This window comes from Sulfurimonas denitrificans DSM 1251 (genome assembly GCF_000012965.1).
Taxonomy (GTDB): Bacteria; Campylobacterota; Campylobacteria; order Campylobacterales; family Sulfurimonadaceae; genus Sulfurimonas; species Sulfurimonas denitrificans.
On the sequence record NC_007575.1, the window covers coordinates 356890 to 371118 of the forward strand.

Here is a 14229-nt window from a genome sequence, read left to right on the forward strand (position 1 = left end):
AAATTTAGCGAGTTAAATTCTACTGGAAAAATTAAGTAAAGGAATTGTATGCCTACAATTAATCAATTGATTAGAAAAGAGCGTCAAAAAGTGGTTAAAAAATCAAAATCACCTGCTCTAGTATCATGTCCACAGCGTCGTGGAGTTTGTACTCGTGTTTACACAACTACACCAAAAAAACCTAACTCAGCTTTGAGAAAAGTTGCAAAAGTTCGTTTAACTTCTGGTTTTGAAGTTATTTCATATATCATGGGAGAGGGTCACAACCTTCAAGAGCACTCAATAGTTCTAGTTCGTGGTGGCCGTATTAAAGACTTACCAGGTGTTAAGTACCATATCGTTCGTGGTGCATTAGATACTGCTGGTGTTGCTAACCGTACTGTTTCTCGTTCTAAATATGGAACTAAGAGACCTAAAGTTAAAAAATAGTCCCAAGCTAATTAAGCTAAAAAAAGAAAATAACACAGGATATACCTTTAGTGGTATATTTTGAGTAAATTTAAAAAAAATTGAAGTAAGGAAAATTACAGATGAGAAGAAGAAAAGCTCCCGTTCGTGAAATTATGCCAGATCCAGTTTATGGAAGCAAAGTTTTAACGAAATTTATAAATAAAATCATGTTTGATGGTAAAAAATCAACAGCTGAGAAAATCATATATAGCGCAATGGATATCATTAGTTCTCGTGGAGAAAAAACTGGTATAGATACTTTTAATGAAGCAATCGAAAACATTAAGCCTATTATAGAAGTTAAAAGTCGCCGTGTTGGTGGTGCTACTTATCAAGTTCCAGTAGAAGTGCGCCCAGTGCGTCAATTATCTCTAGCAATTAGATGGTTAGTTGATGCTTCTCGTAAAAGAAACGAGAGAACAATGGCTGAGAGATTGGCAAATGAGTTAATGGATGCGTCATCTGACAAAGGTAATGCATTTAAGAAAAAAGAGGATACTTACCGTATGGCTGAAGCAAATAAAGCATTTGCTCACTATCGCTGGTAATAGGAATATAATATGGCAAGATCACATAAATTAGAAGACGTTAGAAACATTGGTATTGCTGCTCACATTGATGCAGGTAAAACTACAACGACAGAAAGAATCCTTTTCTATACAGGTCGTGAGCACAAAATCGGAGAGGTTCATGATGGCGCTGCTACTATGGACTGGATGGAGCAAGAGCAAGAGCGTGGTATTACTATCACTTCTGCTGCAACTACATGTGAATGGGCTGGAAAGCAAATTAACATTATAGATACTCCAGGTCACGTTGACTTCACTATCGAAGTTGAGCGTTCAATGCGTGTTCTTGATGGTGCTGTTTCAGTTTTCTGTGCAGTTGGTGGTGTTCAGCCTCAATCTGAGACTGTTTGGAGACAAAGAAATCGTTATGGCGTACCATCGATTGTATTTGTTAACAAAATGGATAGAACAGGTGCAAACTTTTATGCAGTTGAAGAGCAGATTCGTACACGCCTTAAAGGTAATCCAGTTCCTATTCAGATACCAATAGGCGAAGAAGATAACTTCTTAGGTGTAATAGACCTTGTTAAGATGAAAGCAATTGTTTGGGATGTAGATGCTGCTATGGGTTCAAATTACCATGTAGAAGAGATTCCAGCAAATTTACTTCAAAAAGCACAAGAATATCGTGAAAAAATGATTGAATCTATCTCTGAAGTAGATGGTAACGAACACCTTGCAGAAAAATATTTAGAGGGTGAAGAGTTAAGCGAAGATGAGATTATTGCAGGTATTAAAGCTGCTACAATCGGTATGCACATTGTTCCAATGACAGCTGGTACATCATTTAAAAACAAAGGTGTTCAAACTCTTCTTGATGCAGTTGTTGCTTACCTTCCAGCTCCTACTGAGTGTGCTCCAATTAAGGGCACAATGATGGATGATGAAGATGAAGAAGTTATCGTCCCATCAACAGACAGTGGGGAGTTTGCATCACTAGCGTTTAAAATTATGACTGATCCATTCGTTGGAACGTTAACTTTTATTCGTGTATATCGTGGTTCACTTGAAGCTGGTTCATTCGTTCATAACTCTACTAAAGATAAAAAAGAGAGAATTGGGCGTATCGTAAAGATGCACGCTGTTAAACGTGAAGATATAAAAGAGATTTATGCTGGTGAAATCGGTGCAGTTGTTGGTTTGAAATATACAACTACTGGAGACACTTTGTGTTCAGAAGCTGATAAAGTTATATTAGAGCGTATGACATTCCCTGAGCCAGTTATCTCTGTAGCAGTTGAGCCAAAAACTAAAGCTGACCAAGAAAAAATGGGTCTAGCTTTAGCTAAACTTGCTGCTGAAGATCCATCTTTTAAAGTACATACTGATGAAGAAACAGGACAAACTATTATCTCTGGAATGGGTGAACTACACCTTGAAATTCTTGTTGACCGTATGAAGAGAGAGTTTAAGGTAGAAGCTGAAGTTGGCGCGCCACAAGTTTCTTACCGTGAAACTATTAGAGACACAGTTAACCAAGAGTACAAGTACGCTAAACAATCTGGTGGACGTGGTGCATTTGGACATGTATATCTTACAATCAAGCCAGGTGATGCTGGAACAGGTTTTGTATTCCATAACGAAATCAAAGGTGGGGTAATTCCAAAAGAGTATATTCCTGCAGTTGAAAAAGGTTGTGCTGAAACTATGAGTAATGGTGTTCTTGCAGGTTATCCTATGGAAGATATCGATATTACTCTATATGATGGTTCATACCATGAAGTTGACTCTAACGAGATGGCATTTAAACTTGCTGCTTCAATGGGATTCAAAGAGGGTTGTAGAAAAGCAAGACCTGCTATTTTAGAGCCACTTATGAAAGTTGAAGTTGAAGTTCCTGAGGACTATATGGGTGATGTTATCGGTGACTTAAATCGTCGTCGTGGACAAGTTACAAATATGGGAGATAGAAGCGGAAACAAAATAGTTGACGCATTTGTTCCTCTTGCTGAGATGTTTGGTTACTCAACTGACCTTCGTTCAGCTACTCAAGGACGTGCTACATACTCTATGGAATTTGATCACTATGAGGAAGTTCCAAAAAATGTGTCTGAAGAAATCATTAAAAAGAGAAATGGCTAATAAAGCCTAATAATACTTCTTTATGAAGTATTATTGCTCTTCTTATATAAAAAACCCTTTCTATTTTTTCTTTCTATTTTTTAAAAACACGATATATTTTATAATCAACCTCACAAAGCCAATCAAAATATAAATCAGAGATGTCCAGAGCAGTGGATGAAAAAAGTTCCCTTTTTCTACCATTAAATCAATTCTTCCAAATGGAGAAGTAAGTAAATCAGAGTGCTGCAAAAGAGATAGCACCAACAATATAGCCAAGAAATATACGAGTTCAGTTGTTGTTTTTTTAATCATAGTGAAATTATAATAAAAAAATAAAAAATATTATTGTTTTGTGAAATAATTTACTTATAACCAAAGAGCCTCTTCAAAAAGTTCGGGTCTATCTTGAAGTGTCAAATATGGAGTATAATGCGCTTTATATGCAAGGGAAGGGCACTCTTTTACATAATAACCTAAATATATCCAACTCTTATTACTATTTTTTGCAAAGAGTATTTGATTATAAAGAGAGAGTCGTCCAAGAGAGTAGTGTGAATAGGCGGGATCATAGTAGAAGTATATAGATGAGATTCCATCATTTAAAACATCAATAAGATCAACTCCAATTAATTTATCTTCATAATAGTAGAGTATTTCATAACCAAAATCATGGTGTCCATCTACAAATGAGCTGTGGTAGCTTTGTGCTGAGGATGGTGTATAATCCCACCCTTTTTTCTCTCTCATGTAGAGGTGATATTTATCAAAAAGTTCAAGATGAGCTCTGCTAAGAGATGGCTTTTGTATATAGCTTTTAATTTTTGATGCTTTTTTTAGCACTCTTTTTTGAGAAGAGGAGAATATGAAGTTATCTACGTCTATTTTTATGCTTTTGCACTCATCGCAGTTGCTGCATACTGGTCTAAAATAGACCTTCCCAAATCTTCTATAACCTCTCTCAATTAGCTCTTGAGAAAATAGAACTGAGCACTCATCAACGATTTTATAGTGAGTGGTCTGATTTTTGCTTTTTAGATAAGAACAACTATCATTAGTTTCAAATTCTTTAAGTATATTCATGCGGGAAGTTTGACATAATTTACTTTATAAAAAGGAAAAAAATGAGAGAGATATTTATCAGATACAAAATAGTTATATTTAGAGTTCTTGGCATTATGATGTTATTGATTGGATTCATACTATTTTTTTGGATGTCACCAAAAGAGGGCTTTAGTGAAAATGAGGTCGCTTTAGCAAATTTAGCCAGAATGGAGGCTAGTGTAAAAGGCGGTTCTGCAACTACTTCGAAACAGAGTCAAAAACCTGATGCATCAAAATTTGTGCAAGAGCTTCAAAATGCTCAGCAACAACAAGTCCAGTATCTACTTATAGCAACTATGATATTTGGAGTGTTGTTTTTGTTATATAGTTTTATCTCAAAACCTAAGAACGATTCTGAGATATAAGAACATCCTCAATCATTTTGTCTATGTCTCCATCTAGTATAGCACTCACATTTGAGTATGCTATATTGCTTCTTGTATCTTTTATCTGCTGATATGGTTGCATAACATAAGAGCGTATTTGATGCCCCCAGCCTATTTCACTTTTTGCTATACCTGCAATTTCTGCTTTTTGATTCTCTAGTTCTAACTCATAGAGTCTTGACTTTAACATCTTCATAGCAGTAGCCCTGTTCTTGTGTTGGCTTCTATCATTTTGACACTGTACAACAACACCAGTTGCTATATGAGTTATTCTAATAGCAGACTCTGTTTTATTTACATGTTGTCCGCCAGCACCGCTTGAGCGATATGTATCAACACGAATATCTCTGTCTTCTATCACTATATTTATGTCATCATCAACCTCTGGTGAAACCATTACAGAGCTAAAAGAGGTATGTCTCTTTGCATTAGAATCAAATGGAGATATACGTACAAGTCTGTGAATACCATTTTCTACTTTTAGATAGCCATAAGCGTTCTCGCCTGAGATAAGCAGAGATACATCTTTTATGCCTGCTTCATCACCAGCTTGATAGTCGAGAACTTCAACACTCCATCCACGTCTCTCAGCAAATCTTTTATACATTCTAAGAAGTATAGAAGCCCAGTCTTGGCTCTCAGTTCCACCAGCTCCAGGATGGATTGAAAGAATAGCATTATTGCCATCGGTCTCTTCACTTAGTAAAACTTCAATCTCCATTGTACGGATAAGGTCTTCTATATGTTGGGCGCCATTAAAACACTCTGCAATTAAATCCTCATCATTTTCCTCTTTTGCCATCTCATAAAGCTCTTTTGCATCATCAATAGCATTTTTTGCAAGATTATATTTCTTTAATTTTCGCTCACATTGTGTTTTGTCTTTTTGAACTAAAGCGGCGTTAGATGAATCATTCCAAAAATCTTGTGAATTTTCAAGTTCATCAATTTGGGCAACTCTTTTATATAGTTTATCAGGTTCTACAACACCTGTTATATTGCTCATTTTTTTTGAGAGATTTTTTAAAAGTTCTGTATATTCGTAGTTATCCATAAAATTTGTCCAATAGTGTATAATTGCGCGATTATATTAAATTGAGGCTTAAAATGAAGATTATTTCTAATCCCCTAGAGCTAAAAGAGTATCTTAAAGATGAGAAGCGCTCTATTGGTTTTATCCCAACAATGGGCGCTTTACATGAGGGTCATATTGCACTCATAAAAAAAGCAAAAGAGCAAAATGAGCTTGTTGTTGTATCTATATTTTTAAATCCTACACAATTTTTAAAAGGCGAAGATTTAGACAAATATCCCAAAAAAGATGAAGCTGACAGACAAATATGTAAGCTTTGCGGAGTTGATATACTTTTTTTTCCACATGTAGATGGTATTTACGGCTCTGATGAAGTCTCACTGCTGGCTCCAAAGATAAGAGGGTTTGTTTTAGAGGGGCAAAGCAGACCTAGCCATTTTAATGGCGTACTAACAGTTGTTATGAAACTCTTAAATATCGTAAGACCAAAAAGAGCCTATTTTGGAAAGAAGGATGCTCAACAGCTAAATCTAATCTCTTTAATGGTTAAACAACTTTTTATGAGTGTAGAGATTGTCGCAGTGGATACTGTTAGGGAAAAGGATGGATTAGCCCTTAGTAGTAGAAACGCATATTTAACGCCAGCTCAAAGGCAAGAGGCTCTAAAAATAGCTACATCTTTAAGAAGTGCGACGGCTATGGTTATGAGAGGTATTTTTGATTCAGAACTTATAATAGCAAACATGAGAGAGATTTTATCACCTTTAGATATCTCTTATGTTGCTATTGTGAACCGTGAATTTACTGAGCTTAAGAGAGTAGAGATAGGAAATAGTGTGATTTTAGTTGAGGCTAGCCTCGGGAGTACTAGGCTGCTCGATAATATTTGGCTTTAAGTAACTCTCTTCAACCAAAAGATCTATAATTTTTTTAAAGACAGGTACTGCGGTTTGTGCGGCAAACTGGCTTTTTTTTGGTTTTATGACAATAACACCAATTGTGTATTTACTCTTTTCATCATTTGCAAAACCGACAAAAGCAGTGTTATATTCATTAACATATTTTCCATCTTCAACTATATGTGCAGTTCCAGTTTTGCCCCCAACCTCAAGTCCTTCAGTTTTGGCTTTTGTTCCTGTTCCTTCATTTACAGTTTTTATTAATATATCTTTCATTCTTTGTGCTGTTGTACTTTTAATAACTTGAACTTGCTCCTCATTTGGAATAAGAAGTTCCCTTTTGTAGTTATCTATAAATGAGTGGACTATTTTAGGAGTTACCATTTTCCCATTGTTGCTATAAGCACTATAGGCACGAATAAGTTGCATTAAGTTTACACGTATTCCATATCCATATGAACATGTAGCTTTGTATATTTCACTGTTTAACTGCGTTGCGCTTGGGATTGAACCAACTCTCTCATATACTAAATCTGGAGTAGAAGGTTTAGAAAAGCCAAAATCTATAAGACCTTGATTGAACTCTCCGCCAGAGAGCTTTTGTGCAAGTTGAGCAATTCCTACGTTGGATGAGTGTACGATAGTGTTCTCGGCGCTTAACCAATCAAATCTATGTTCATCAGTTATAGTCTTATTTCCAATTACAAAACGTCCATTATGACCATTTACCATGTCATAAGGATTTACAAGACCTTTATCTAAAAGAAGTGAAAAAGTTATAGTTTTAATAACACTTCCTGGCTCAAAACTATACTCAATCATAGAGCTATTTAAGGATGGATAATCACTTGTTTTTATCTCTTTTGGAAGAAATCTATTTGAACTTGCCATTGCAAGAATCTCTCCGTTTGTAGAGTTCATAACAGCGAGCATAATCTCTTTTGCTCTAAGATCCTCTTGCATAACATCTAGCATCTTTTCAACTCGAATCTGAAGAGAGACAGGGATGTTTAGTTTTACATCAAGTCCATTTATCTCCTGTTTTGTAAAACTGTTTTTATTGAAAATGATATAGCTATTAACATCTCTCAATCCTTGGCTTAGCTCATCTTGTTTTGCCTGAAGTTCGTTTTCAAACCTTTTCTCTAGACCTTTAACACCCTTAATATATGTATATCCATCATCTTCTGCTTTATGCGGATAGCCAATTATTGGGGTTAAAAGGTTGCCATACGAGTACTCTCTACTCTCTCCGCTTTCTATTATGTTAAGAGCATGTAGTGAGGTTTTGCCAGTAATTGGATTTTTTCTCTCAATAAAAACTTTTAGTCGTCTTAGCTCGTATGAGAGTTGCTTAAGATATTGCGCTTGCTTTTGGGGAATATTGTAACTAAGAACGACAACACCTTTTTGACGCAATTTTTTCTCTATCTCAAGAGGCGGTATCTCTGAGTATATACTAAAAAGTTTTACAAATAAATCTGCTTTTTTAGAATCAATATAGTGTGTATTTACAATCGCTTTATAGAGTTTTACAGTTGTCGCAATATGAAAACCATCAGCACTTATAATGGAGCCACGAGTTGCTTTTGATGTATTTTTTGTATAAAGAGAGGGCAGATCACGAGCTTTTAGCGTATTTATAAGCATTACAGCCAAAAACAGTAAAAAACCTCCAACAAGAAGAGCGTAGAGGATAAATATTTTTTTACTTTTATTTTGGCTATTCATACTTTTTATTATCTTATTTTTTTAAAAAGTATTATAGCTGAGTCCTACTCAATTCTTTATAAGCACTTAGCGCTTTATTTCTAATTTCAAGCATAAGTTTCATGCTTGTCTCAGCTTTACCAATAGCAAGTGCGGCTTGATGAAGGTCTTTAACCTGTCCAGTAGCCATGTCACCAAGAGCGAGTTCACTATTTTGTTGAAGCTCATTTACTTCGTTTATGGCTGATTTTAGATGGTTTGCAAAATCTTCGCCACCAGCGCCCTCAACTTTACTTTTTTGTTTTAATAGTTCGGCAGATGATATGCCAGAAATTCCATCAATTGGACTCATAATTTTCCTCTATATTTATTGTAACAGTGAAATAGCACTGTTTGCTATACTTTTTGAACTCTCAAAAGCGGCTACATTTGCCTGATAACTTCTAGTTGCTTCCACTAAATCGGCCATTTCTATAACAGGATTAATATTTGGATACGCAACATACCCATTTGCATCGGCATCAGGGTGCGCTGGATCATATTTTTTTTGAGGCTCTTTATCGTCTCTTGAAATTTTATCAACAACTACGCTCATTATAGCAGGATTGACTCTCTTACCAAAATCTCCCTCATCTAGTGGGTCTTCATATTTTGCACTCTCAGTCATACCATTTAGCGCTTTGTTAAACTCTTGATTGAAGTCTATGGCTTTAAATACAACCTCTTTTCTTCTGTAAGGTCCACCCTCATCAGTTCTTGTTGTTTGCGCATTTGCTATATTTTGAGAGATAGTATTTACACGGACTCTCTGAGCAGAGAGACCATAACCACTGATATCAAAACTATTTAAAAAATTGCTCATATTTTAATCCTTAACTTAATTTTGAAGAGGCGTCAATAACACCTTTAAATATACCTGAATCTTTTTTCATTGCACCAACAAGAGCGTTAAACATGATAGAGTTTTTACTCATTTCTGTTGTTTCTACATCCAAATCAACGCTGTTGCCATCATTTCTAGCCATGTGCCCATCTCTAAAAAATGTTTTAGCTTTTGAATTGTCTGGTTCATCTTTGAGTGGAATGTGGGCAGAGTCTGTTTGTGCTAAAGAGAGTTTTGGTATTGAGAGATTTAATATTTTAGCTTTTTGCTCTGCTAAAGTATCTTCAAAACGAACATCTCTTGGTCTGTAAAAAGGAGTGTCAGCATTTGCAATATTCGAAGAAATCATATCTTGTCTGATAGCTCTATAATCAAGTGCTTTTGCAGCTAGCGCATGTGTTGCTGATACTTGAATGCTCATCTAAACTCCCCTATTCAAACTTAGTTTACAGATATAAGCAAGAAAAGTTCCAATTTAAATATTAATAACAATAAGCAACTATTAATATTAAATATTGCATAATATTTTTTAAAGTTATTTATATGCATTTTATTTATTAGGCGGACTCTTTTATGAAAAAAGCTGGTTTTACAATGATTGAACTAATCTTTGTTATCGTTATTTTAGGTATTTTATCTGCAGTTGCGTTACCAAAGTTTATAGGTGTGTCTCAACAAGCACATGACCAAAAAATTAGAGCGTTTATTGGTACTTTAAATAGAACTGTTGGACCATCAATGTGGGCTGTATCCATCGCAGATGGAACACATTTTGGTTCAGTTACTACAATGTGTGATACGACTAAAAATTTAGAGGTGTATCTTGATAAAATTCCAGAAGAAGTTACATTGAACGCTTGTAAATTTAATGCTGTTTCTGCTGCTGGTGGAACATTTGGCATAAATTTTCAAGATGGAAATGCAACAAATGCACCAACTTGGATTGAGTCTAATACAACAACAGGCTCATGATTTTTTTTGTTTTTTCCATTTTTGTGATTTGCGTGGGAAGGCACATATAAATGTAGTTATTTCCAAGCTATATAGAACAGTTTTAAAATAACTAGCTAAGGGTTTTTATGAAATTATCTTCTGCTTTTACTCTTATAGAACTTATTTTTGTTATTATTGTGCTTAGTATATTAGCTAGTATTGCTCTACCTAAATTTGCAAATATAAAAGAGATGACAGACTTGGCAAAAGGTCGTGCAGATTTAGCAACGATTCGTGCAGCAATTGCAAATGAGAGGTCGCAACAAGTTATAAAAGGCACCTATACATACATGTTAAAGCTCTCATCTGGCACGATGCTATTTAATGGTGATGGGACAAGAACACTGCTTAAGTATCCAATGAGAGCAGGAACATCTTCAGGTGAGTGGTACAGAGATAATGATACGACATATAGATTTAAAATTGGTGCAAAAACAACACTATTTACTTATAATCCAGCAAATGGAATGTTTAATTGTAATACTAGTGATAGTGGAACTGATTGCAAAGCTTTGGCAAATTAAGAACTTAATGTTCAAGGGGTATTTTTAAAAATTGCACTACTATAATATAGCACTGATAAACTCTCCTCTTGAGCCTTTTAGTTATGAGTCATCCCGTATGCTTGAGATTGGGAAAAAGGTAAAAGTAAAAGTTAAAAGCAGAGAGCTCTTTGGTGTAGTAATAGCTACATGTGAAAAACCAGAGTTTAAAACAAGCGAAATTTTAGAGCTATGTGACTCTTTTTACAGCCAACAACAGCTCCAGCTTGCTAACTTTATCTCAAGTTACTATTTTTGCTCTATTGGAGAAGCACTAGGAGTAATGCTTCCTTACTCAGATAAAGAGTGGATAAATCTCTCTACATGTAAGAGTATTAGCAAAAATATAGAGCTCTCATCCAAGCAGCAAGAGGCGCTAGAATTTTCAAAAACACATAAAGTCTCACTCCTTTTTGGAGATACAGGAAGTGGAAAAACAGAGATATATATGCGTTATTTTCAAGAGATGCTGCTTCTTGAGAAGCGTTCTATATTTTTAATGCCAGAGATTTCACTCACTCCTCAAATGGGCAAACGTTTAAAAGTACATTTTGGTGATAACGTTGTTATGTGGCACTCAAAACTAACTCCGCTGCAAAAGAGAAAAGCACTCGAATCAATCTATAATGGAGAGGCTAAAATCATAGCTGGTCCTCGTTCAGCTCTTTTTTTGCCGATAAAGGATTTAGGTCTAATTGTAGTTGATGAAGAGCATGATGATAGTTACAAATCATCTTCTCGCCCTAGATACAGTGCAAGAGACATAGCTATTTACATGGGTAAATTATATGGTGTAAATGTTGTTTTAGGAAGTGCTACTCCTAGTGTTGGAAGCTATGTAAAATTTCCTCACTTCAGGCTTCGTGGAGGCTACTTTACCTCTCAAAAAAAGTTTATTTATGAGAGAAGTGCTGAGAGTTTATCCCCTCTTGTGATAGATAATTTAGAGAAGAGTTTAGAGAAAAAAGAGCAGGCGATACTTTTTCTTCCAACTAGAGCAAATTTTAAGTACCTGATTTGCCAAGATTGTGGATATACGCATAAGTGTACTTTTTGTAGTGTTGGAATGAGTGTACACCAAAAAACACGCTCTCTTAGATGCCACTACTGTAATTTCGCTCAAGCTATTCCAAACATCTGCTCTGAGTGCAAAAGCACAAATCTAACAAGTTCAAGGCTTGGAACTTCAGAGGCTCTAAGCCAACTACAAGAGAAGTTTAGTGAGCATAAAGTAGGGCAGTTAGATAGAGACGTTGTTACAACTTCAAAAAAGTTATCACATGTACTTAAATCTTTTAATGATAGAGAGATAGACATCTTAGTTGGTACGCAGATGCTCTCCAAAGGGCATGACTATCATGGAGTAACTTTAGCAGTTGTTTTAGGGCTTGACAATATACTCAACCAGAGTGATTATAGAGCAAGGGAGAAAGCTCTCTCAACGCTTATCCAAGTAGCTGGAAGAAGCGGTAGAAAAGAGAGCGCCAAAGTGCTAGTTCAAACATTCAATGAAGAGTTCTTTAGCGCTTATATTGATAGATATGAAGATTTTTTAGAAGATGAAAAGAGTTTTAGAGCAGAACTTTATCCACCATATAAAAAATTATGTCGCATTTTGTTTTCTCATAAAAACGGCATAAAAGCTGGGGACGCAATGAATGAGATGCAGGAGAGACTACGCAGTTTTGCAAATGTAGAGATAGTTGGATATAAAAAGTGTGCAATAGAGAGAGTAGCGGATAAGTACAGATTTGAGATACTTTTGCGTTCAGACAAAAGTACAGATATTATCAAAGCAGTTTTAGCATGTAGAAATTCTTTAGCAGAGATAGATATGGACCCTATTGAATTTGGTTGATGTTATCAAAAAACCAATAGAAAGCTAACATAACGCCAGTTGTTTTTTGATAGCTCTCATTAAACATAAACTCTTTTGCCTCTTTTGTAGGGATATAGACAACCTCGATATTTTCATCTTCTAAGCCACCGCCTTCATCAATCTTCATAGAGTCGTCACACTCTGCATAGTAGAGTGTTTGATGTGTTCCAGAGATGCCAACACTTGTATAAAAAGAGCTTATTTTTTGTAAACTCTCAACAGTGATATTAAAACCACACTCCTCTAAAACTTCCTCTTTTGCTATCTGCTCAAGCGAGGTTGCTTTATCTACAATACCAGCGCAAAGCTCGTACATCATGCCATCATTTTGATTTTTATTTAAAACTGTTGCACGCAACTGCTTTACAAGAATAAAAGCATCACGAGTTCTATGCCAAAGCAGTATTGCAACACTGTCATGTGTTACTACTGCTTCCCACTTTCTCTCTATATTCAAAATAGAGTAGCAAATTAGAATTGGTTTTATAAACCTTGGATTCTCAAGAGTTTGGACTGAGTTTATTTTGTACACAACTCCCTCCATCAAAAAAGTAACATGTGTTTTCTGGCATAGAATTTCTTATATATTTTGTATCATTTGCTACATGTAGATTAATGCTCTCATCATAGTTAGATTTTAACTTTAAAAATGCAGTTCTCTCTTTCGCAGAGATTTTTCTAGTTGCTATTTGTACAACACGAAGCGGATCTATTGCTTCTCCATCTTTATATAATCCAAAGTGAAGATGCGGTCCTGTTGAGAGTCCTGTGCTTCCTACGTAACCTATCACTTGCCCTTTTTTAACGCTCGAACCATTGCTAAGACCTTTTCTAAAAGAGTTTTGATGAGCATAGAGACTAAGATATCCATCACTATGTTGTATTTTTGTAAGATTTCCATAGCCATTTGTTGTGCCTAAAAAAACAACTCTTCCATCGCCAGCGGCAATAATAGGCGTTCCTCGCCCAGCTGCATAGTCAACTCCCAAATGTGCACGATATTTTTTTAAAATAGGGTGAAATCTTCTTTTTGTAAAAGTAGATGATATCCTTGCGCTCTTCACTGGAGTTGCAAGGAAAAATCCTTGAAGTTCATTTCCATCTTGATTATAGTAACGCTCATCACTGTTTAAATAGATGTAATTTTTTTTGCCACCCATCTCAATCATAGAGGCTTTAAGAGTAGGCATTGAAAATGGTTTTCCAAGGCGATATTTTTGTTCATAAATCATGGCCAGAGTATCACCTTTTTTGAGATCTCTTTTGAAGTTGAGTGAGTTTTGAAAACTTGAAACAAATATCTTTGCGAGTTTGTTTGAGCCAGTCTCTCTTAAAATATCTAAATATGGAGAGTTTTCTATTTTGATAACAAAAGCTTCTATTTTTGTTTCACTAATGATGGGAATTGTCTCAAAAAAGTATTCATCACTCTGTTTGTAGATATGAATTTGCAACTCATCGTTTAATGGAATAAATGCTTGAGATATAGTTCCATCTTGATTTCTTGATATTTTAAAATGAACACCTGTTAATATCTCTTCACTAAGTTGCTTCTCATCTTCATCCAAGTTATAATAGAGAGTTTTTAAAGGAAGATTGTTTTTTTCTAAAAAAGAGAGATATGTTTCACCATTGTCCCAACGAAACGTTTCAACGCGAGCACCAAAGAGAGATGTTACTAAAAATAAAAAAATAAAAAATTTTGCCATATATAAAACCA

At 35.3% G+C, this 14229-nt stretch carries 16 protein-coding genes; 8 read left to right on the plus strand and 8 right to left on the minus strand.

All coding sequences use genetic code 11. The features are described 5' to 3' along the window. Window positions 1-48 precede the first annotated feature (48 nt). The 3 genes from rpsL to fusA all read left to right on the plus strand — a co-directional run bounded on the left by rpsL (window position 49) and on the right by fusA (window position 3101). A complete protein-coding gene (gene rpsL / locus SUDEN_RS01860; protein ID WP_011371990.1) occupies window positions 49-429 on the plus strand; it encodes a 30S ribosomal protein S12 in 381 nt (126 codons plus the stop codon). Between the two features lie 101 nt (window positions 430-530). Next, complete coding sequence (gene rpsG, locus SUDEN_RS01865) at window positions 531-998, plus strand: 30S ribosomal protein S7 (protein ID WP_011371991.1); 468 nt, start codon at window positions 531-533, stop codon at window positions 996-998. 12 nt (window positions 999-1010) lie between these two features. Further along, window positions 1011-3101 (plus strand): elongation factor G, encoded by a 2091-nt coding sequence (gene fusA, locus SUDEN_RS01870; protein WP_011371992.1) that lies wholly within the window; start codon window positions 1011-1013, stop codon window positions 3099-3101. A gap of 348 nt (window positions 3102-3449) precedes the next feature. On the opposite strand, the gene SUDEN_RS01875 is transcribed toward fusA, so the two are convergent. Continuing rightward, the gene (locus tag SUDEN_RS01875; protein WP_011371993.1) at window positions 3450-4163 is read right to left on the minus strand and encodes an arginyltransferase; all 714 of its coding nucleotides are present in this window, start codon (window positions 4161-4163) and stop codon (window positions 3450-3452) included. Between the two features lie 41 nt (window positions 4164-4204). Between SUDEN_RS01875 and SUDEN_RS01880 the strand changes: the two genes are divergently transcribed. Continuing rightward, window positions 4205-4549 (plus strand): hypothetical protein, encoded by a 345-nt coding sequence (locus SUDEN_RS01880; protein ID WP_011371994.1) that lies wholly within the window; start codon window positions 4205-4207, stop codon window positions 4547-4549. Here the strand turns inward: SUDEN_RS01880 and prfB are convergent. Further along, window positions 4527-5624: a peptide chain release factor 2 gene (prfB, locus tag SUDEN_RS01885; RefSeq protein ID WP_011371995.1), complete on the minus strand. Its 1098-nt coding sequence runs from the start codon at window positions 5622-5624 to the stop codon at window positions 4527-4529. The two genes, SUDEN_RS01880 and prfB, sit on opposite strands and share 23 nt — an antisense overlap. A 53-nt stretch (window positions 5625-5677) precedes the next feature. Between prfB and panC the strand changes: the two genes are divergently transcribed. Next, on the plus strand, window positions 5678-6499 hold the full coding sequence (panC, locus tag SUDEN_RS01890; RefSeq protein ID WP_011371996.1) for a pantoate--beta-alanine ligase: 822 nt from the start codon (window positions 5678-5680) through the stop codon (window positions 6497-6499). On the opposite strand, the gene SUDEN_RS01895 is transcribed toward panC, so the two are convergent. Genes SUDEN_RS01895 through flgB form a run of 4 tightly spaced genes read right to left on the minus strand, consistent with a single transcriptional unit; the run spans window position 6446 to window position 9516 of the window. Further along, window positions 6446-8233, minus strand: a complete 1788-nt coding sequence (locus SUDEN_RS01895) for a peptidoglycan D,D-transpeptidase FtsI family protein (protein WP_011371997.1) — start codon at window positions 8231-8233, stop codon at window positions 6446-6448. The genes panC and SUDEN_RS01895 overlap by 54 nt on opposite strands. A gap of 31 nt (window positions 8234-8264) precedes the next feature. Further along, window positions 8265-8564, minus strand: coding sequence for a flagellar hook-basal body complex protein FliE (fliE, locus tag SUDEN_RS01900; protein WP_011371998.1), 300 nt, complete (start codon window positions 8562-8564; stop codon window positions 8265-8267). A gap of 15 nt (window positions 8565-8579) precedes the next feature. Beyond that, window positions 8580-9074, minus strand: a complete 495-nt coding sequence (gene flgC / locus SUDEN_RS01905) for a flagellar basal body rod protein FlgC (RefSeq protein WP_011371999.1) — start codon at window positions 9072-9074, stop codon at window positions 8580-8582. Between the two features lie 10 nt (window positions 9075-9084). Then, complete coding sequence (flgB, locus tag SUDEN_RS01910; protein ID WP_011372000.1) at window positions 9085-9516, minus strand: flagellar basal body rod protein FlgB; 432 nt, start codon at window positions 9514-9516, stop codon at window positions 9085-9087. 152 nt (window positions 9517-9668) lie between these two features. On the opposite strand from flgB, the gene SUDEN_RS11430 reads away from it, so the two are divergent. The 3 genes from SUDEN_RS11430 to SUDEN_RS01925 all read left to right on the plus strand — a co-directional run bounded on the left by SUDEN_RS11430 (window position 9669) and on the right by SUDEN_RS01925 (window position 12488). After that, on the plus strand, window positions 9669-10067 hold the full coding sequence (locus SUDEN_RS11430; protein ID WP_011372001.1) for a type II secretion system protein: 399 nt from the start codon (window positions 9669-9671) through the stop codon (window positions 10065-10067). 107 nt (window positions 10068-10174) lie between these two features. Then, window positions 10175-10612, plus strand: coding sequence for a type II secretion system protein (locus tag SUDEN_RS11525; protein WP_011372002.1), 438 nt, complete (start codon window positions 10175-10177; stop codon window positions 10610-10612). A gap of 31 nt (window positions 10613-10643) precedes the next feature. Further along, complete coding sequence (locus SUDEN_RS01925) at window positions 10644-12488, plus strand: primosomal protein N' (protein WP_011372003.1); 1845 nt, start codon at window positions 10644-10646, stop codon at window positions 12486-12488. Here the strand turns inward: SUDEN_RS01925 and SUDEN_RS01930 are convergent. Both SUDEN_RS01930 and SUDEN_RS01935 read right to left on the minus strand, forming a co-directional pair. Then, window positions 12472-13041 (minus strand): NUDIX domain-containing protein, encoded by a 570-nt coding sequence (locus SUDEN_RS01930; protein WP_011372004.1) that lies wholly within the window; start codon window positions 13039-13041, stop codon window positions 12472-12474. The two genes, SUDEN_RS01925 and SUDEN_RS01930, sit on opposite strands and share 17 nt — an antisense overlap. Further along, a complete protein-coding gene (locus SUDEN_RS01935) occupies window positions 13010-14218 on the minus strand; it encodes a peptidoglycan DD-metalloendopeptidase family protein (protein ID WP_011372005.1) in 1209 nt (402 codons plus the stop codon). The genes SUDEN_RS01930 and SUDEN_RS01935 overlap by 32 nt, the downstream gene beginning before the upstream one ends. Window positions 14219-14229 lie beyond the last annotated feature (11 nt).